Source organism: Streptomyces sp. NBC_00322, from assembly GCF_036147535.1.
Classification (GTDB): Bacteria; Actinomycetota; Actinomycetes; order Streptomycetales; family Streptomycetaceae; genus Streptomyces.
Genome location: NZ_CP108019.1, coordinates 3134623 through 3152462, shown reverse-complemented (window position 1 = coordinate 3152462; position 17840 = coordinate 3134623). Strand labels below are relative to the sequence as shown.

The window sequence follows — 17840 nt, the reverse complement described above, 5'->3', positions numbered from 1 at the left end:
GCGGTTCCGCCTCCTCCGCCTCTTCCCGAACCTTAGCCACTGCCGGAGGTGTGTCTTGAGGGCAGGCGCGAGCGTCGCACGGGAGCACGACTGTGCCAGATGCGGTCGACTGCTGTGGACCGGGACAGGGTCTCTGCCAGAGGGCTGCGCAAAGTGTCGGGACTGCCGCCGCGACGGGCGTGGGCAGGCGGCTTGACACAAAACCTCTCCGAGCCGGAGAAGGCGAACGCCTACCTGGCTGAAGTCTCCGCGGCGTCCGGCGGCTCCGCCTGCGAGTAGCCGGTGTCCGGTCCCGCCGTGGCTCCGTCCGGGAGCCGCGGCGGGGTGTACGAACTCAGCGGGCTGCCGTCCGGGTCCGGGCGTACCGCACCGAGCAGCGGATTCGCCGCGACGGGGGAGACCTTGACGGTGGCTCCGGGGCGCGGGGCGTGGACCACCATGCCGCCGCCCAGATAGATCGCCACATGGGTGGCCTCGGGGAAGTAGACGACCAGATCGCCGGGGCGCAGTGAGCGCAGCGGGACCTTGGGAAGCTCCTCCCACTGCTCCTGGCTCGTCCGCGGGATCTCGCGGCCCGCCGTCGCCCAGGCCTGGGAGGTCAGTCCCGAGCAGTCGTACGACTCCGGTCCCTCGGTACCCCAGAGATACGGCTTGCCGATCTGCTCGACCGCGTACCGCAGTGCCTCCTCGCCCTCCTCGGTGGGCGTGCGGTCGCCCGCGAGCGCGCCCGAGGCGATCAGCTCCTCCTGCGCCTTGTCGGTGCCGGACTGCTCGAGCGCGGTCAGCCCGGCGATCTGCTCCGGCGAGAGCGAGGCGAGCATCGCCTCGACGGCCCTCAGTTTCGCCGTCGCGGCCTCGTTCGCCTTCTTCTGCCGCGCCGCGAGGGTCTGCTCCTTGTCGAGGGCGTCGCGGGACGCGGCCTCAAGTCCCGCGGCCCGCCGTGCTCCCGTCTCCAGCCTGGCGGTTGTCGCCAGCCGCTCAATGGCCGCGCGCTCGATGAGGTGGTCCTGGTCGAGGGCCTGGCGAGGGTTCCGGGCGAGGAGGAGCTGGAGATACGAGGAGAGCTCGGACTGGCCCTGGTACTGCAGCCGTGCCAGCCGTCCCGCCTCGCCCCGGCTCGCGCTGAGGGCATTGCGGGCCTTCGCGAGCTCGCGGCCGAGCCGCGCCGTCCCGGCCCGCTGCTCGGTGAGCTCCTCCTCCGTCGCGTTGTACCTCTCACCGGCCGCCTCCGCCTGCCGGTACAGGGTCTGAAGCTGTGTCAGCATCCGGGTGAGGTTCGCCGTCGGATCGGCGGCGGGTTCGGCCGCCGCGGGCACCGCCGCGAGAGCGGTCGCGGCTGCCAGCGCCGCGGTACAGACGGATCGGAGCACGCTGCCTGACATCTCGTCACCTCCGGCTGTGGGCTGGGCCGTCCGCCCCATCGTGCGAGCGCGCAACCGGGAGCGCCCGGCGGGTGGTCGATTCAGCGCAACGCGGTCACTCGTCGAGAGGGAGTGCGGCCCGCCTCCGGCGTGTCAGTCCACCGGCAGCGCGTAGAAGGTCCGCTCCCGCTGGACGACGAGCATCCGGCCGCCGCCCTGCAGCGGCACATAGCGCGAGCCACCCGGGACGTCGCCGGCACCCGCCTCCTGGAACTTCCACAGCCGCTTGCCGTCGCGCCCGGCGAACGCGGTGAGCTGCACGCCGTCGCCCGCGAGCACCGTGCCTCCGCTCGTGCTGAGCGCGGTCGCCGGGACGCTGCTCCAGACCGGCGCCTCGGTGGAGCGCCGCCACAGGGCCCGGCCCGTCGCCGTGTCGACGGCGCACACCTCCTGATGGCGGTTGGCGACATAGAGCGTCGAGCCCCGCAGGACCCCCTTCCCGAAGGGGAAGACCCCGGTCTCACCGGGCGCGTCGGCGGCCGTGGCCAGCCGCCACAGCCGTTTGCCGCCGCTGCTGGAGTACGCGTGCAGCTCGCCCGCCGACGCGGCGAAGACCTTCTCCGCCGCATCGCCGGTCAGGGTCGCGGTGGGCGCGATGCCCGGGAGCGCGAGCGTCTGCAGCTGCTTGCCCGTCTTCCGGTCGAACGTGAGCAGCACGGACGCGCCCTTGGACGCCCTGCGCTGCACGGGGGTCAGCGACGCCGCGTCCTGCCGTACGACGATGTCGGCGGCGCGGACGGCGATCAGGTCGTACCGCGGGATCGCGGGCGGCTGCCCCCTGGTGATCTGCGTGCGCCACTGCCAGGTGCGTGCGACCAGGTCGTACGCGAGGAAGTGCGCGGTGGTCGCGGCACCCTTCTTGATGTGCCCGGTCATCCAGAGCGTGCTGCCGTCCCAGCCCGTGACGGTCCCGACGGTCAGGGTCTCGCCGGGGCCCAGGAGGTTGGTCTTGGCGACCCGGTGCTTGATCCGGCCGTCCCGTACGGAGATCCAGAGGAACTCGGAACCGCCGTCGACGAAGCAGAGCTCCGCGTCCACGGGTACGGCACGGGCGGGCGAGGCGGCCTCCGCGATCTGCCAGAGCCGGCGTCCGGAGCGCACATCCACGCCGACGGCCTGGTCGGTGCCGGTCAGGACCAGGACCCGGTCGCCCCACACGGTGGCGTTCGGCGGCGCGTCGTCCTCCTTGCCGGGGTGCTCGTAACGCCATACGGGCTCGGGCGGCACTCCGGCGATGCGGGTGCGCAGGGGAGTGGGTGCCCGTTTGGGGGCGGACTCTGACGCATCGTCAGTGAGGGCGTAGACACCGCCGCCGCCGAGCGCGACACCGGCGACCCCGGCGGCGATCCCGACGAGCAGCGCACGCCGATCGGGCGCGGCCGGCGGTGGCGGGGCTGCGGGTGCGGGCACCGGCAGGGGTACGGCGGGCAGGGCAGGTGCGACCGCAGGTGCGACCGGTGCGGTCCGGGCGCTGGGCACCCCGAGGGCAGCCGTCGCCCGGTCGGCCCCCCGCCCACGGACGACGAGGGTGTCGCCGCCGGTGACGAGCCGTCCGCCCTCGGGTGCGCCCACCGTGCCCCGGCTCCCGCCCGCATGCTGCTGGGGGACCGCATCCATGGGCCCAGGGCCCGCCTGCGCCGGCTCACCCCCCGACCGCAGGGACTCGACCTCCGCCGCCTGCGACTCCACCGCTTGGACCAGGCCCGGCGGAAGCCAGCCGTCGCGGGCCAGGGCCGCCGCGCCCTCCAGGGCCAGTTCCGCCGCCACCGTGCCCGCCGACGGGCGGTCCTCCGGGAGCTTCGCCAGGCAGCTCGCCACCAGCGGACGCAGCTCAGAGGGCACGCCGTCCAGCTCCGGCTCGGCGTGCGCGATCCGGTCCGCGTCGCCCAGCGGGGTCGTGCCCGTCGCCGCGTACGCCAGCAGCAGACCGAGTACGAAGATGTCGGAGGCGGGTCCGGGCTTCGCGCCCACCGCCTGTTCCGGGGTCAGATAGCCGAGCCTGACGGTCAGTTGCCCGTCCGGATGCGCCTCGGCGACGGCCGCCGCGCCCAGAGCGCCGAAGGCCGTCAGCCGCGGCCCGTCCGCCGCGAGCAGCACGGTGTCGGGCGCGAGACCGTGCAGCACCGCCCCGCCCGCGTGCACCCGCGACAGCGTTTCCGCGAGCCCCGCGCCCAGGGTCCGCAGCGCTCGCTCCGGCAGCGGACCGCCGAGGGCGATCGCCTCACGCAGGCTCAGCGCCGGGACGTAGGGGCTGGCCGTCCACATCGGATCCCCGTCCGTACGGGACTCGATGGGTGCCACCCAGCCGCCGGCCAGCCGTTCCGTCCTGCGCGTCTCCGAGCGGAAGCGGCTTCGGAAGGCCGTAAGCGCGGCGAGTTCGGGCCTGGCCACGGAGACGACCGAGACCGCGCCGTCCGGCCCGTACGCGAGATAGCGGACGCAGACCGCCGACTCCCCGAAGCGCGCCAGCGCGGTGTACGGGCCGATCTGGCGCGGATCGTCCTGCTGCAGCGGCTCCATGGCGAGCATCCCCCCTGACGGACAGTCCAGTGATCTTATGGCGCGCCGTTCGGCTTCGACCAGGGCCACTTGAGTGTGCGCCGCTCAACGCCCCCCGGTGCGTACTCGTACTTCCAGCCGCGCTGCAGACCGAGCCGCTTGGTGTAGCCGGAGGGGACGCGCCGGTAGGCGTACACGGTCGGCGGCGTGCCGTCGTCGTTCGGGACAGGGACCTTGTACCACTTCGGGGGATGGCCGGTCGGCCCGACCAGGACCGGCAGGACGCGCCCGTCCAGCGGCCCGCCCTCGAAGGGGGTGTTCTCGCTTCTCACACGGGCCAGTCTCACGCAGGGCCCGTCCGCCGCCGTCACCGGGCGCGCCGCGGCGTGGCATGCACCCGTTGGAGTGCAGCGCGGGGCCCGCCCGGCAGGCACCGTTGACGCCTCAGGAGCAGTGGCGTATCACTTTCGGCTACTGCCAAAACCCCCCTGTGGGCCGGAGGTGTTACTCCTGTGAGACCGCGCCGGCCCGGGAGACGCTGATGCGTGAACCCGAACCGCTGGGTGTACCGCTCGCCGACGTCCTGCTTCTGGGCGGCACGGTCGCACCGGGACCCGGCGGCAGACCGGCCCTGTGGAATGTGTCCACGGGCAGGCCCGCCTGTCTCACCGCCGTCGATCCGGCCACCGGCGAACAGCTGGTCAGCGCGCCGCTCGCCGACGCGGACGGCGCCTGGGCCCTCACCGCCGCGCCCGACGGCGTCTACGCGGGGACGTACAGCAACGCGCATCTGTACCGCTGGCGGCCCGGCGCGGGCGACGAGGCCGAGGATCTCGGGCAGCCGCTCGACGGGGAGTCCTTCGTCTGGTCGCTGGCCTGCGACGAGGACGGCGCGATCTGGGGCGGCACCTTCCCCGGGGGAAGGGTGTTCCGCTTCGACCCGGCGGCCAAGGAGTACACCGACTTCGGGCAGGTCGTCGCGGGTCAGACGTACGTACGGAGCATCGCCTGCGCCGGCGGCAAGGTCTACTCCGGTTCGTACGCGGCCGCCCACATCGCCGAACTGGACCCGGCGACCGGGTCCGTCACCGAACTCCCGATGCCCCCGAGCCTGGACTCCGCCGAAGGAAGGGCCGTCTACGACCTGGACGCCCACGACGGACGGCTGTACGCCCGCATCGGCTCCGACCTGCCGGGACCGCTCTTCCTCTACGACCTCCAGGCACGTGCCTGGACCGACGAGATCCCCGGCGCACACGGCCTGACGGTCGCCCCGCCCGACCCCGGCGGCGGCATCCATCTCGTCCAGCACGGCGAACTGCACCGCTACGACCCGGCCACCCGGCAGCTCAGCAGCACCGGTCTCACCTTCACCGGCAAGATGCGATGCGTCCGCTCCTTCGGCTGGGCCGAGCTGCTGCTCGACGACTGGCCGGGCCCCAGCGTCGTGGGCACGCTCTCGCGCGGCGAGATGTTCCGCTACAACCCGGCCACCGGCGCGTACGCGATCACGGACATGGGGATCACCAAGAGCCCGATCGAGATCCTCGCGCTCGGCGCGGGCGAAGGGGAGACCCTCTATGCGGGCGGCTTCCTCAACGGCGGTCTGGCCTCGGTGAACACCGCCACCGGCGCAACGGAATTCCACCGTTTCGGACAGACGGAGTGCATCCTGCCCGCCTCCGACGGTTCCGTATGGCTCGGTCTCTATCCCGAGGCCAGGCTCTACCGCTACCGGCCCGACCTGCCCTGGAACAGCGCCGAATACTCGCCGGGCGGCCCGCCCGGCACACCCGTCAACCCCGAGCCGGTCCTCAACCTCGCGCCGCATCTGCAGATGCGTGCCAAATGCCTGGCGGAGGCCGACGGGAAGATCGTCGTGGGCACGGTCCCCGAGGGCGACCGGCTCGGCGGCGGGCTCGCGATCCACGATCCGGCGGCCGGGACCTACCGGTTCGTCCGCCATGTGGTCGAGGACCAGTCCGTGTTCTGTCTGACCGCGCACGAGGGTGTGGTCTACGGAGGGGCTTCGATCACCGGCGGGCTCAGCACCACCGAGTACACCCGGGAGTCGGGCGCGGTGTTCGCCTGGGACATGCAAGCGGGCGAAAAACTCTGGGAGTTGGAGCCCGTCCCCACGGAGCGGTCGGTCAGCGCCGTGGCGATCGGCCCCGACGGAAGGCTGTGGGGCCTCGCCGGTCACACGCTCTTCGCGGTCGATCTCGGCAGTCAACAGGTGGTGCGCCAGTACAGGTTGGGCAGCAGAAGCGCGGCGGGGTCCATCGTGATCTCCCGGGAAAGGCTGTACGTGAGCGTGGACAACGCATTGATCTACCGGGTCGATCCCTACGCGGAGGACGATGAACCGGCGCTCGTGGTGGGCTTCGTGCACAGGCGGCTGTGCGTCCACAGTGACGGCAGCTTCTCTTTGAACCGTGGACCCGAGCTGTTCCGGGTGGTTCCCCGTTACTGACTCATTGACAGGTCAAATCCCCCGCGACTAGTTTCGGCCCAGGCCGAAACAGCCGGGCTCCGTGCTCCCTTCGTATCAGGCCTTCCGGAGGCCCCCATGAAGACAGGCTTCAAGCGCGCCACCGCACCTCTCGCACTGTTCATGCTCGCCGCCTCGCTCTCCGCATGCGGGGACGGCGACGCGGGCTCGGACTCGAAGAAGGTCACCGTCTGGATGTATCCGGTGATCGCCGACCCGAAGGCCAGTGCGGCCTACTGGGACGGCATCGAGAAGGCCTTCGAGAAGGCGGCACCGGGCACCTCGCTCACCGTCGAGCAGCAGCCGTGGGACAACCGCGACCAGAAGATCGCCACCGCGTTCGGCGGCGGAAAGGGCCCGGACGTAGTCCTGCTGACGCCGGACCAGATTCCCCAGTTCTCCGCCAACGGCGCCATCAGGCCGGTGGACGGGGCGCTCAAGGACAGTGCCGGAAAGTTCCTGCCCGCGACGATGGGCGCGATGAAGCAGGACGGCAAGATCTACGGTGCGCCGATCTACCAGACCATCACGACCACCATCTACAACAAGAAGCTGCTGACCCAGGCAGGTATCACCGCACCGCCCGCCACCTGGGACGAGATCAAGGCCGCAGCCCCCAAGCTCAAGCAGAAGGGCGTGGCCCTCCTCGACTACTCCGCCAGCAACGAGGCCTCGCTGAACCTCAACTTCTATCCGCTGCTGTGGCAGGCGGGCGGCACCGTCTTCGCCAAGGACGGCAAGAAGGTCGCCTTCAACAGCCCCGAGGGCGTCGAGGCGCTCACCTTCCTCACCGACCTCTACAAGGCGGGCTCGGTCCCCAAGTCGTCGATGACGAACACCAACCTGCTCGCCGACCAGGCACTGGGCAAGCAGCAGGCCGCCATGGGCTTCTCCGTCGTCCTCGCCGACGCGGAACTGGCCGCCAAGACCTGGGGCCCCGAGAACGTCGTCATCGGCGCGCCGCTCAAGGGCCCCGCCCGGGAGGTCGCCTTCGGCATCCCCGGGGCGCTCAGCGTCAACGCCAAGTCCAAGAACACGGCGGGCGCGGAGAAGTTCCTCGCCTTCATGACAGCGCCGGAGCAGATCAAGTCCCTGGGCAAGGCCAGCGGCTACTTCTCACCCCGTACGGACGTGAGCGTGCCGAGCGCCTCGCCGTACGCGAAGCAGTACCAGGCCGCGCTGTCCAACGTCTCTCCCGGTGAGCCCAATCCCGCCGCACGCCAGCTGATGGGCCTGCTCGCACCGGAGATCCAGGCGGCGCTGCTGGGCAAGAAGAGTCCCAAGGACGCGCTGGACGACGCGGCCAAGGTGGCCGACGACCTGCTGGCGCGACAGCGTTGAGCGAGGCAGTCACCGACGAGGCGGTCCCGGACGAGACAGACCCGGACGGGACAGTCCCGGACGGGGCGGCCACGCGCAAGACGGCGACGCCCGAGGCTGCCGCGCGCCGGCCGGGCCGGCGCCAGGGGCGGCGGCGCGAGGCCCTGGTGGGCCTCGCGTTCGTCGCCCCGATGCTGGTGCTGTTCATCGTCTTCCGCTTCGGACCGACCCTGGGCGCTGCCTTCCTCTCGCTCACCGACTACCGGCTGAGCGGCGAATGGCAGTTCATCGGGGCCGAGAACTACACGCGGCTGTTCGGCGACGACCTGTTCTGGGAGAGCCTGGGCGTCACCGCCTTCTACACCGCCGTCTACGTCCCCATGACGGTGCTGCTCGCCCTCGGCACGGCCGTCCTGCTGCATCGCACCATCTGGCTGCGGGGCTTCTTCCGCGGCGTCTTCTTCCTGCCGTACGTCACCAGCATCGTGCTGGCCGCCGTCATCTGGAAGTGGATCTACGAGGTCGACGACGGGCTGCTGAACGCCGCACTCGGCGCGCTCTCCCTCGGCCCGGTCGACTTCCTCGGCGACGAGTCGCTCGTGCTGCCCTCCATCGCGGCCACCTCCGCCTGGAAGGGCTTCGGCTACACCATGCTGATCCTTCTCGCCGGACTCCAGTCCATCCCGCGCGAGGTCACCGAGGCCGCCACCGTCGACGGCGCGAGCGCCTGGCAGCGCTTCCGCTTCGTGACCCTGCCGATGCTGCGGCCCGTGCTCTTCTTCGTCCTCGTCATCGAGGCGATCCAGGCCTTCCAGGTCTTCGACGCGATGTACGTGATGACGGCCGGCGGACCCGTCAGGGCCAGCTATTCGCTCGTCTACTTCCTCTACGACTCCGGCTTTAAGTACTTCGACTTCGGCTACGCCAGCGCGGTCGGCCTGATGCTCTTCCTCGTCGTCCTGGTCTTCTCGCTCATCCAGCGCCGGCTCATCGGCAGAGAGGTGGACTGATGGGAGGCCGGCTGAGACTGCCCGTACTGCTGATCCTCGTCGCCTTCGTGACCGTCACACCCTTCGCGGTCATGGTGCTGGTCGCCTTCGCCCCGCCCGGTGGCCAGACGTTGCCCGGGGCCTTCGACATCACCCGGGCGACCTGGCAGAACTTCTCCGACGTCCTGGCGAGCGCGGACATCACGCGCTGGGCGCTCAACTCACTGATCTACTCGCTCGTTTCGGTCGTGCTCATCCTGCTGTTCTCGTCGATGGCCGGATACGCCTTCGCCAAGAAGCGGTTTCCCGGGCGCGAGGTGCTCTTCTGGGCGTTCCTGGCGACCTTGATGGTGCCCTTCCAGGCGACCCTCATCCCGTACTACATCCTGGTCTCGAAGATGGGCGGTGTTGACACCTACTGGGGCCTGATCGTGCCGACCCTGGCCAACTCCCAGGCCGTCTTCCTGATGCGGCAGTTCATGTACCAGCTGCCCGACGAGCTCTTCGAGGCCGCGAAGATCGACGGCGCCTCCGAGTGGCGTATCTACACCACCATCGTCATCCCGCTGATCCGGCCGATCCTCGCCACGCTGGGTGTCTTCGTCTTTCTCTGGCACTGGAACGACTTCCTGTGGCCGCTCGTCATCGGCCAGTCCTCGTCGATGCGCACGCTCACCGTCGGACTCGCTACGCTCGCGGGCGAGGACGTGGCGATCAACCAGATCATGGCGGGGGCGACCATCACCGTGGTCCCCTGCCTGCTCGTCTTCGGGCTGCTGCAGCGCTATCTGACCGACTCCATCGCCACCAGCGGCCTCAAGTCCTGACGTTCAGTCGCCCAGCCGGGGCAGCACCTTTGTGCCGAACGTCTCGATGGCGCTCAGGGCGTCCGCCTGCGGCATGCCCGGTGGCTGAACGCGCAGCACCACCCCGTCGGCGCCCATCTCGCCGTACGCTCCCAGCCGATCGACGCACCCGTCGACCGAACCGATCACCGAGCGCGCCTCGATGTCGTCCCACTGCTGGGCGTAGCGGGCCGCGTCGGCCGAGGTGCGCTTCCAGTCGCCGTAGGCGTCGTACAGACCGCGCAGCGGCGCCTCCAGCGCGGCCCGGGCCTCCTGCGAGGTGGCGGCGGCGTAACCCTCGCGGCAGACGATGACCTCGGAGCCCAGACTCGCGGCGCCGCGCGGGAAGGAGTGGTACTCCTCGATCTTTCCGGGCAGTTCGGAGTCGAGCTCGTTGAACGAGGTCGTCCAGCCGTCGCACATCCGGGCCGTGCGCTCCAGGGCCGCGGAGACCCGGCCGCCGTTCCAGATCCGTGGCCGCGGGGACTGCACCGGGCGCGGCGAGAGAAAGGCGTCCTCCACCGAGGTCCAGCGGCCGTGGTGGGTGACCTCGTCCTCGGTCCACAGCCGGGTGACCAGCTCCAGGCACTCCTCGAAACGGGACACGCGCTCGCGCGGCTGTGTGCCGAACAGCGTGAACTCCTCCGGCCGGTAGCCCAGTACGAAACCGGCCGTGAGCCGCCCGCCCGACAGCACATCGACGTGCGCGAGCGTCTCGGCGAGCCACACCGGCTGGTAGACCGGCGCGATCAGCCCGGCCGTGGCGAGGCCGATCCGCTCGGTGCGCGCGGCGAGATACGCCAATGAGGTGAGCGCCTCGTGATAACCGGGCCGGTGCAGATGCCGCTCGCCGAGCACCACCCAGTCGAATCCGGCCTCCTCGGCCAGCCGCACCTGCTCCACGGCATCGGCCAGACGCGGCCGGTCTGCCGCGTCCGCGTAGAGATTGACGTACAGGCCGAGACGCATGGGACGCTCCTTTACGGTCCGGGCCGTAAAGGCTAGCGTGTCGCCAACGACCGCAACAGACGGGAGAGATCGCCCATGTCCGCGACGCCCACCTCCGCGACGGAGGACCTGGTGCGGCGGCTGCGCGGCACCGTACTGCCCGCGGTGGCCACGCCCATGGACCCCGGCGGGGTCGTGGACTTCGGCGCACTGCGCGGGTACGCGGAGCGGATCGCGGCCGAGCGGATCGGCGGCGTGGCCGTCTGGGCGCACACCGGCCGCGGCCTCCACCTCTCCGAGTCCGACCGCCTTCAGGTGCTGCGCACCTGGCGGGAAGCGGTCCAAGGGCCGATCGTGGCAGGTGCGGGGGTGCCACGATCGGCCCGCGCGAGCAACTTGCGGGAGGCCTGGGACGCCACCGTCGCCATGGCGGTCCAGGCAGCCGACCTCGGCGCGGACGCGGTCATGGTCTACCCGCTGGCGCAGTTCGCCTCCCGGCCGGCCGGGCAGTCGGAGGCGGTACGTCTCCATGAGCGGGTCGCCGAGGAGAGCGGGCTGCCGGTGCTCGGCTTCTTCCTCCACGGCGAGGCGGGCGGCTACCCCTACCCGCCCGACCTCATCCGCCGACTGCTCGCCCTGCCGTCGGCCGCCGGGGTCAAACTCGCCACGCTGGACCGCGCGATTGCCTGCCAGGACGCGATCCGCGCGGCGCGGTCGAGCGGGAAGCTCGCCATCACCGGCGAGGACCGGATGTTCGGCCCGTCCCTGATGTGGGGCGCGGACTCGGCGCTGGTGGGCATCGCGGCGGCGAGGGTGTCGCTGACGGGGGCGGTGCTGGACGCGTGGGACGCGGGGGACTACGGGGCGTTTGTGCGGGCGTCGGGTCGGCTCGACCGTTTCGCTGAGGCGACGTTCCGGGATCCGATCGAGGGGTATGTGCAGCGGATGCTGTGGGCGGGTGTGTGGGAGGGGTTGATCCCTGAGCACGCCGCTCACGATCCGTACGGACCCGAACTCCCGGTACGGGAACGCGAATCGGTGTTCGCCTGCTTGGAGGAGCTGGCGAAGGAGAACGACTAAGCGCGGGCGGGCGGGGGCGCCTGTGGCGGGCCTGTTCCCCTACCCGCCCGAAAATCCAGCCCCTTGGGGGTCCCCCCGGACGAAGTCTGGGGGAGTTTGAGGAGCGGGGGTCCGGGGGCGGAGCCCCCGCAAGGGGTCCGGGGCGGAGCCCCGGTTAAGGGAAGGGGCGGGTAGGGGAAAGCGCCGCAGGCAACCCGAACAACCCCACCGCGTTCCCCCACAGCACCCTCTCCAGCTCTTCCGGAGAGAACCCCGCATCCCGCACCACCCCCAACGCCACGCACGGGTCGATCAGCGTCGCGTCCGTGCCGAAGAGCAGGCGTTCCACCGGGACCCCCGCCTCCCTCGCGTAGGCGATGCGGCCCGCGTCCGTCGCCGTGCGGCAGTGCTCCAGGTAGAGGCGGTCGCACGACGCGGCCGCATGCGCCGCCTCGCGCCACGCGTCGCCGCCCGCGTGGCCCATGATGACGCGCAGGCCCGGGCGGGACGCCAGGAGTTCCGGCAGGAGGGTGACCTCGTCGCCCCAGGTGTGCAGCAGCAGCGGTACGCCCGCCTCCGCGACCACGTCGAACGCCTCCGCCATCGCCCGCGCCCCGGGCAACTGCCCCGGATAGTGCGTGTGGATCTTCGCCCCGACGAACCGTCCCGTGTCCAGGCAGCGCCGCAGATCCGCCGCGCTCTCCTCGGGCCGGTTGGGGTTCACCACGGCGTATCCGTACAGCCGCGGCTGCTGCGCGAGCACCTTGCTCAGTGCCGCGTTGCCGCCCACCGCGTCGTACACGACCGCCTCCGACGCGGAGACCAGCTGCAGATCGATGCCGTAGCGGTCCATCTGCCGAAGATTTCTCTCCGCGTCACCGGCGGTGAGGTGGAACTGCCAGCGGCCCACATGGGCGTGCACATCGATGATCGGCATCAGGCCAGCAGCTCCTCGACGTTCTTCGTGGAGATCGCGGCGCGGTCGTCGTCCGTGATGTCCGCGTACCGCAGCCGCAGCGTCTGCGGCGAGATGTCCATGAACGGGGTGCGCGAGCCGAAGACGAGATGGCGCGGGCCCACCGTCTCCACCACGCGCTCGATGGAGTCGGGTCCCGACAGCATCCGGGTGGTGGCCCGGAATCCGGGTTCCTCGCGGGCCATCAGCAGGAAGTCGGCCAGCAGATAGGCGTGCAGGTCGAGAAAGAGCACGTCGGCGCCGAGACCCATGAGGGGCGGGCCGAAGCGGCGTGGGTCGCCGTCGTGGAGGAGTGTCAGGCCGCGTTCCAGGGCGAGCGAGACGACCCGGCGGTAGCCGGGGAAGCCGGGCTCGGCCATCTGCTCGATCGTGAACAGCCGCAGGAACCGCACTCCGGCCGCGGCCAGTTCGTCCAGCCGGTCCTCCGCGGTCAGCGCGTCCCGTACGTCGATCGTGCCGACCGGAAGCAGCTCCGGGCAGTCGGCGAGGTCGCGCACCGTCTCGGCGTTGCCTTCGCCGTCGTCGAAGAGCGGGCCGCGCGTCGACAGGGCCAGCGCACAGGCGACGGGCGAACGGCCCAGGCGCTCGCGGACCTCCGGGAGCCCGATGTCGCGGTGGTGCCGAGGCCACGGCCCGTACAGCACGTCCACGTCCCAGCCGATGAACTCCTCGGCGGACGGACGCAGCCACTCCTGCGCGCTCATCGGCCTTCCCCGTCGGCCAGGGCACGGGCGATCCGGTCCACGTCGTCCTCCGAGTACCCCTCGTTCCACTGGAGCACCAGCAGCGTACGGTCGATCAGCCGCTCCGCACGGGGACACAGGCCCGGTGGATATCCGGGCAGTGCCGGGTTGGCGTACAGCGGGCGCTCCAGATAGCCGGGCAGTGCCCCAATACCCGCGGCCTGGAGCTTCTTGGCCCAGCGGGCGTTGTCGTCGACCAGCAGCGGCACCACCCACCAGGCGTGGCCCGCGCGGCGCGCGGGCATCTCGACGCCCGGGATCCCGGCGATCGCCGCGGCCAGCCGCTCCGCGCGCTCCCGCCGTACGCGTACGACGTCCGCGACCTTCGTGAGCTGGGCGCGGGCGACCGCCGCGACGAGCTCGGGCATCCGGTAGTTGAGGCCGGGCTCCCGGTGGATGCGGCCCTCGGTGCGGTCCCAGCCCTTGTCCATGAACAGCCGCATATGGCGGGCGAGTGCCGGGTCGTCGGTGAGCGCGAGGCCGCCGTCGCCAGCGGTGATGTGCTTGTACTGCTGAAGGCTGAAGCAGGCGATGTCGCCCACCGTGCCGAGCAGCCGGCCCCCGGCGTCCTCGCCGAGCCAGGCCTGGGCGCAGTCCTCGATCAGTACGAGCCCGTGCCGGTCGCACACCGCGCGCAGTGCGTCGATGTCCGCCGCGCCGCCGAAGAGATGCACGGCGATGACGGCCTTGGTGCGCGGCGTGACGGCGGCTTCGACCGCTTCGGGGTCGAGGTTGCCGTCCTCGGCGCGTACGTCGGCGAACACCACGCGTGCCCCCTGCGCCAGTACGGGCGCGACCGTGCCGAAGTCCGAGATCGGCGTTGTGACGACCTCGTCGCCCGGGCCGACCCCGGCCGCGGCGACCGCCAGATGCAGCGCGGCCGTCCCCGAACTGCAGGCGACCGTGTGCGCGCGGGAGTACATCCCGCTCATCTCGGCTTCGAGGGAGCGTGCTTCACTGCCGAAGGCGCTGCACAGGACGGTGGAGTCCAGCACGCGCAGAACCGCTGCCCGTTCCTCCTCGCCGAAGGTGCGGCCGCGGGCGTCGAGAACTGTGGGCAGTGGCATTTCCCGTTCGGGCATCGGGGCACTATCCTCTCCGCAAGCATGCGGTTATGGCCTGGGCCGAAATTAGAACCGCGGTTGCCGGGCGTCAACCCCGTCCAGAAGTACCGCAGAACCACTCCAGAAGAACGGAGACCGGCCGATGGCTCTCACGGTCGGCGTGATCGGTCCCGAGGACCTTGTGCCCAAGGTGGTCGCGGTCGGCGGCTCGTCCGGGGCCGACCGTCTTGTGCCGCTCCCGTACCGCCACGAGGACGAGACCCTCGACGTGGTCGCGCGGGCGCAGGCCGACGTGGACGCGCTGCTGTTCACCGGCGTCGTGCCGCACACCCTCGCGACGGCCGCCGGTCTGCTGGACCGGCCCGCCATGTATGTCCCGTACAACGGCGCGACGCTGTTGCGGGCCCTCGTCGAACTGCTCCGGCTGGGCCACGACGTCTCCCGGATCTCCATCGACACGCTGCGCCGCAGCGAGGTCATGGAGACGCTCACCGAGGCCAAGCTGCCCACCGAGCATGTGCATGTACTGCCCTACCGGCCGGGGCTGACCTCGCAGGACCTGGCGGAGTTCCATCTCACGGCCCGTGACAAGAAGCAGACCCGGGTCGCCCTGACCTGCCTCGGCTCGGCCTTCCACCTGCTCGACCACGAGATGCACGCCGTACGTCTGGCACCCTCCCGGCATTCCATACGTTCCACGCTCCAGGCCCTCGTCCTCGCCACCGCGGGCGCGCACAGCGGAGACGCCCAGGTCGCGCTCGGCATCATCGACCTCCCGGCCGCCGACAGCGAACTGGCCGCCGACCTGCGGGTACTGGGCGGCAGCCTCGCCGATCTGCCCCACGGGGAGCGGCTGGTCGTCACCACCCGTGGCGTCCTGGAGGAGGTCAGCGAGCAGTTCACCCGTCTGCCCTTCCTCAGCGATCTCGCCGCCCGGCACGGCGCCGCGCACGTCGGCTTCGGACTCGGCCGCACCGCCGCGGAGGCCGAATCGCTCGCCAGGCGCGCGGTCAACCGGGCGCGATCGGTGGGCCCGGTCGCCGGGGTCGTCTCGATGACCGACGACGTCGACATCGTGATCGACGCGGAACGGTCCTCCGGGACGCCGGTTCCGGGCCCGGAGAGCACGGTGACGCTCGCCCGCCGCGTCGGACTGAACGCCAAAACACTCGACCGGCTGCGCGAACTGGCCGCGCAGGACGCGGACGAGGGCATCACCGCGCACCGCGTCGCCGAACACCTGGACGTCCAGCAGCGCACGGCGCGCCGCATCCTCAAGCGCCTGGAGCGGGCGGGGGTCGCCGTGCCGACGGGCAGCCGACAAGAGGGCCAGACCGGCCGCCCGCCGATCGTCTACCGGGTACGCCTTTAGGGGGTGTCTTTCGGATCTTGCCGGGCTCGCGTGCCCTGGCACGCACGCTCACTGCGTTGTCGTCAGTCGCCGACGCTCCGCGTCGGCTCTCCCCCTGCCTTCGGCGGGGGGACCCCCATCCTCCGGCCTGCGATCGCACGCACCAGACCCCGCTCGCTGATCCGGCCTGATCCAAAAGACACCCCCTGGCCGCCCCCCACACGCGCCCGCGCCCTTACGGTCCGGGCCGTAACTCGAAGGAGCCGTGCTTGAAGATCGCCTCGGTCCACACGCGCGTCGTCAGGGCACCCTACCGACGCCCCTTCGTCATCAGCAGCGGCACCAGCCCCGAACTGATCAGCCTGGTCGTCGAAGTACGCACCGCCGACGGCGAGTCCGGCTTCGGCGAGGCGTCCCCCATGACCGCCTACACCGGAGAGACCCTCGCCGGTCTCGAGGCCGCCCTCACCGAACACGCCGCCCCCGCACTCATCGGCCGCGACCCGCGCGACCTGGCCGGAGCGCACACCGCGATGGACGCCGCGATCCGCGGCCAGCATCTCGCCAAGGCGGCGCTGGACATCGCGCTGCACGACCTCGCGGCGCGGGCGGCGGGCTGGCCCGTGCATCTGCTGCTCGGCGGCTGCGTCCGCCCACGCGTCCCCACCACCTGGGTCGTCGGACTCGGCACCGTCGAGGAGATGGCGGAGGAGGCGACCGCGTACGCAGCGAAGGGCTTCACCCACATCAAGGTCAAGGGCGGCGAGGATCCGGATCTGGATGTGGGACTGGTCCGGTCCGTACGAGAGTCCGTGCCCGACTCCGTCGAACTGTCCCTCGACGCGAACGAGGGCTACGACCCCGGCACGGCCGCCAGGACCGTGGCCCGGCTCGCCGACGCGGGCCTCGATCTGGTCGAACAGCCGCTGCCGCGCTGGGACTTGACCGGCATGGCGGCGCTGCGTGGCGGTGGCGGGGTGCGGGTGATGGCCGACGAGAGCATGCAGTCGCCGCACGACGCGCTGGAGATCGTCCGCCGTGGCGCCGCGGATGTCCTCAACATCAAGATCCTCAAGGTCGGCGGGCTCCACCGGGCGCGGCAGATCGCGGCGGTGGCGGAGTCCGCGGGCCTCGCGGTGAAGATCGGCACGATGCCGGAACTGGGCGTCGCGTCACTGGCTGCGGCGCATCTGGCCGCGGCCCTTCCGCATGCGACGGTGCCGGCGGATCTGGTGGGTCCACTGCTGGTGGAGGCGGAGCCGCTGGCGCGGAGCGCGTTCGCGGGGGTGGTGGACACGGGGTGGGTGGATGTTCCGGGGGGCCCGGGGCTGGGCCACGACCTGTGACGTCGCGGGTCCGGGCGCCTGCGGCGGGCTTCACCCCGCCGCAGGCGAACCCGCCCGCTACGGCAAACCCCTCGCCTCGCCCACGACCACCCCCACCCGCCCCGCCAGCTTCCCCACCGCCCCCGACGGCGCCTCCAGCGCCACCAGTTCCGCGACCGCCTCCGCCGTCTGCGGATCCGTCGCCGCTGTCGCCGCGAGCAGCGCGATGAGGTGGTCCAGCAGCCAGTTCCGCAGCTCGGCCGCCGACGGCTGCTTCCCCTCGTCCAGCCAGATCAGCGACGCCGCCTCGACCGCCGCGATCCAGGTGCGCACCATCATCCGCAGCCGCGGTCCCGGCCGGTCCGCGCCGATGTGGACGAGGATCTGTTCGGCCGCGGCCCGCCGCACCTCGTCGACGATCGCGGTCGTACGGGACGTCTCGGCGACGCTTCCGCCCCGCAGCAGCGCGCTGAACCCCGCGTCGTGCTCGTCGACGAAGACGAGATACCGGTCAAGCACCCGGGCGACCCGCTCGGTCGGCGGGCCCGTGGGCGGCTCCGTGAAGCACAGTTCCAGCTGGTCGGCGGCGGACCGCAGTGCCGTCTCGTACAACTGCTGCTTGCCGCCGGGGAAGTAGCGGTAGACGAGGGGCCGCGAGACCCCCGCCGCCTCGGCCACGTCGTCGAGGGATATCTCGTCCGGCGGCTGGTGCGCGAAGAGGGTGAGCGCGGCCGCGAGGAGCTGTCTGCGGCGCTCCTCGACGCTGAGCCGCCGGTAGGCACGGGTCGCTGGAGCGGGACTGGTCATGC

15 protein-coding genes are annotated in these 17840 nt (G+C 71.5%); 7 read left to right on the top strand and 8 right to left on the bottom strand.

Going from position 1 to position 17840, the window contains the following annotated elements:
- Window positions 1-230: 230 nt before the first annotated feature.
- The 3 genes from OG905_RS14035 to OG905_RS14025 all read right to left on the bottom strand — a co-directional run bounded on the left by OG905_RS14035 (window position 231) and on the right by OG905_RS14025 (window position 4252).
- Complete coding sequence (locus OG905_RS14035) at window positions 231-1382, bottom strand: C40 family peptidase (RefSeq protein WP_328668306.1); 1152 nt, start codon at window positions 1380-1382, stop codon at window positions 231-233.
- A gap of 132 nt (window positions 1383-1514) precedes the next feature.
- Complete coding sequence (locus OG905_RS14030; protein WP_328668305.1) at window positions 1515-3941, bottom strand: outer membrane protein assembly factor BamB family protein; 2427 nt, start codon at window positions 3939-3941, stop codon at window positions 1515-1517.
- A 35-nt stretch (window positions 3942-3976) separates the two neighbouring features.
- Window positions 3977-4252 (bottom strand): hypothetical protein, encoded by a 276-nt coding sequence (locus tag OG905_RS14025; protein ID WP_266487325.1) that lies wholly within the window; start codon window positions 4250-4252, stop codon window positions 3977-3979.
- A gap of 209 nt (window positions 4253-4461) precedes the next feature.
- On the opposite strand from OG905_RS14025, the gene OG905_RS14020 reads away from it, so the two are divergent.
- The 4 genes from OG905_RS14020 (at window position 4462) to OG905_RS14005 (ending at window position 9547) form a co-directional block, all read left to right on the top strand.
- Window positions 4462-6393 carry a hypothetical protein gene (locus OG905_RS14020; RefSeq protein ID WP_328668304.1) on the top strand — a complete coding sequence of 644 codons (1932 nt, stop codon included), beginning with the start codon at window positions 4462-4464 and terminating at the stop codon, window positions 6391-6393.
- Window positions 6394-6489: 96 nt separating this feature from the next.
- A complete protein-coding gene (locus OG905_RS14015; RefSeq protein WP_328668303.1) occupies window positions 6490-7752 on the top strand; it encodes an ABC transporter substrate-binding protein in 1263 nt (420 codons plus the stop codon).
- On the top strand, window positions 7749-8741 hold the full coding sequence (locus tag OG905_RS14010; protein WP_328668302.1) for a carbohydrate ABC transporter permease: 993 nt from the start codon (window positions 7749-7751) through the stop codon (window positions 8739-8741). The genes OG905_RS14015 and OG905_RS14010 overlap by 4 nt, the downstream gene beginning before the upstream one ends.
- A complete protein-coding gene (locus tag OG905_RS14005) occupies window positions 8741-9547 on the top strand; it encodes a carbohydrate ABC transporter permease (protein WP_328668301.1) in 807 nt (268 codons plus the stop codon). The genes OG905_RS14010 and OG905_RS14005 overlap by 1 nt, the downstream gene beginning before the upstream one ends.
- A 3-nt stretch (window positions 9548-9550) precedes the next feature.
- Here the strand turns inward: OG905_RS14005 and OG905_RS14000 are convergent, their stop codons facing one another.
- On the bottom strand, window positions 9551-10534 hold the full coding sequence (locus OG905_RS14000) for an LLM class flavin-dependent oxidoreductase (RefSeq protein ID WP_328668300.1): 984 nt from the start codon (window positions 10532-10534) through the stop codon (window positions 9551-9553).
- A 75-nt stretch (window positions 10535-10609) separates the two neighbouring features.
- Here OG905_RS14000 and OG905_RS13995 point away from each other — a divergent pair, with 75 nt between their 5' ends.
- On the top strand, window positions 10610-11593 hold the full coding sequence (locus tag OG905_RS13995) for a dihydrodipicolinate synthase family protein (protein ID WP_328668299.1): 984 nt from the start codon (window positions 10610-10612) through the stop codon (window positions 11591-11593).
- Window positions 11594-11747: 154 nt separating this feature from the next.
- Here OG905_RS13995 and OG905_RS13990 read toward each other — a convergent pair whose 3' ends face one another.
- The 3 genes from OG905_RS13990 to OG905_RS13980 are packed head-to-tail and all read right to left on the bottom strand — an operon-like array spanning window position 11748 to window position 14373.
- Window positions 11748-12509, bottom strand: coding sequence for an amidohydrolase family protein (locus tag OG905_RS13990; protein WP_328668298.1), 762 nt, complete (start codon window positions 12507-12509; stop codon window positions 11748-11750).
- Window positions 12509-13252: a hypothetical protein gene (locus OG905_RS13985; protein WP_328668297.1), complete on the bottom strand. Its 744-nt coding sequence runs from the start codon at window positions 13250-13252 to the stop codon at window positions 12509-12511. Before OG905_RS13985 ends, OG905_RS13990 begins: the two co-directional genes overlap by 1 nt.
- Window positions 13249-14373, bottom strand: a complete 1125-nt coding sequence (locus OG905_RS13980) for a DegT/DnrJ/EryC1/StrS family aminotransferase (RefSeq protein WP_328668296.1) — start codon at window positions 14371-14373, stop codon at window positions 13249-13251. Before OG905_RS13980 ends, OG905_RS13985 begins: the two co-directional genes overlap by 4 nt.
- 124 nt (window positions 14374-14497) lie before the next feature.
- Between OG905_RS13980 and OG905_RS13975 the strand changes: the two genes are divergently transcribed.
- Together OG905_RS13975 and OG905_RS13970 are read left to right on the top strand one after the other, a co-directional pair.
- The gene (locus OG905_RS13975; RefSeq protein ID WP_328668295.1) at window positions 14498-15727 is read left to right on the top strand and encodes a helix-turn-helix domain-containing protein; all 1230 of its coding nucleotides are present in this window, start codon (window positions 14498-14500) and stop codon (window positions 15725-15727) included.
- Between the two features lie 248 nt (window positions 15728-15975).
- Window positions 15976-17052 carry a mandelate racemase/muconate lactonizing enzyme family protein gene (locus OG905_RS13970; RefSeq protein ID WP_328668294.1) on the top strand — a complete coding sequence of 359 codons (1077 nt, stop codon included), beginning with the start codon at window positions 15976-15978 and terminating at the stop codon, window positions 17050-17052.
- Between the two features lie 57 nt (window positions 17053-17109).
- Here the strand turns inward: OG905_RS13970 and OG905_RS13965 are convergent, their stop codons facing one another.
- Complete coding sequence (locus OG905_RS13965) at window positions 17110-17838, bottom strand: TetR/AcrR family transcriptional regulator (RefSeq protein WP_328668293.1); 729 nt, start codon at window positions 17836-17838, stop codon at window positions 17110-17112.
- Window positions 17839-17840: the final 2 nt, after the last annotated feature.

Excerpts from the sequence above, each read along its gene's own strand:
- OG905_RS14030 (WP_328668305.1), bottom strand. The coding sequence starts at position 3,941 with ATGGAGCCGCTGCAGCAGGACGATCCGCGCCAGATCGGCCCGTACACC.
- OG905_RS13990 (WP_328668298.1), bottom strand. The coding sequence starts at position 12,509 with ATGCCGATCATCGATGTGCACGCCCATGTGGGCCGCTGGCAGTTCCAC.
- OG905_RS14015 (WP_328668303.1), top strand. The coding sequence starts at position 6,490 with ATGAAGACAGGCTTCAAGCGCGCCACCGCACCTCTCGCACTGTTCATG.
- OG905_RS14000 (WP_328668300.1), bottom strand. The coding sequence starts at position 10,534 with ATGCGTCTCGGCCTGTACGTCAATCTCTACGCGGACGCGGCAGACCGG.
- OG905_RS13980 (WP_328668296.1), bottom strand. The coding sequence starts at position 14,373 with ATGCCCGAACGGGAAATGCCACTGCCCACAGTTCTCGACGCCCGCGGC.
- OG905_RS14005 (WP_328668301.1), top strand. The coding sequence starts at position 8,741 with ATGGGAGGCCGGCTGAGACTGCCCGTACTGCTGATCCTCGTCGCCTTC.
- OG905_RS13965 (WP_328668293.1), bottom strand. The coding sequence starts at position 17,838 with ATGACCAGTCCCGCTCCAGCGACCCGTGCCTACCGGCGGCTCAGCGTC.
- OG905_RS13995 (WP_328668299.1), top strand. The coding sequence starts at position 10,610 with ATGTCCGCGACGCCCACCTCCGCGACGGAGGACCTGGTGCGGCGGCTG.
- OG905_RS13975 (WP_328668295.1), top strand. The coding sequence starts at position 14,498 with ATGGCTCTCACGGTCGGCGTGATCGGTCCCGAGGACCTTGTGCCCAAG.
- OG905_RS13985 (WP_328668297.1), bottom strand. The coding sequence starts at position 13,252 with ATGAGCGCGCAGGAGTGGCTGCGTCCGTCCGCCGAGGAGTTCATCGGC.
- OG905_RS14035 (WP_328668306.1), bottom strand. The coding sequence starts at position 1,382 with ATGTCAGGCAGCGTGCTCCGATCCGTCTGTACCGCGGCGCTGGCAGCC.
- OG905_RS14020 (WP_328668304.1), top strand. The coding sequence starts at position 4,462 with ATGCGTGAACCCGAACCGCTGGGTGTACCGCTCGCCGACGTCCTGCTT.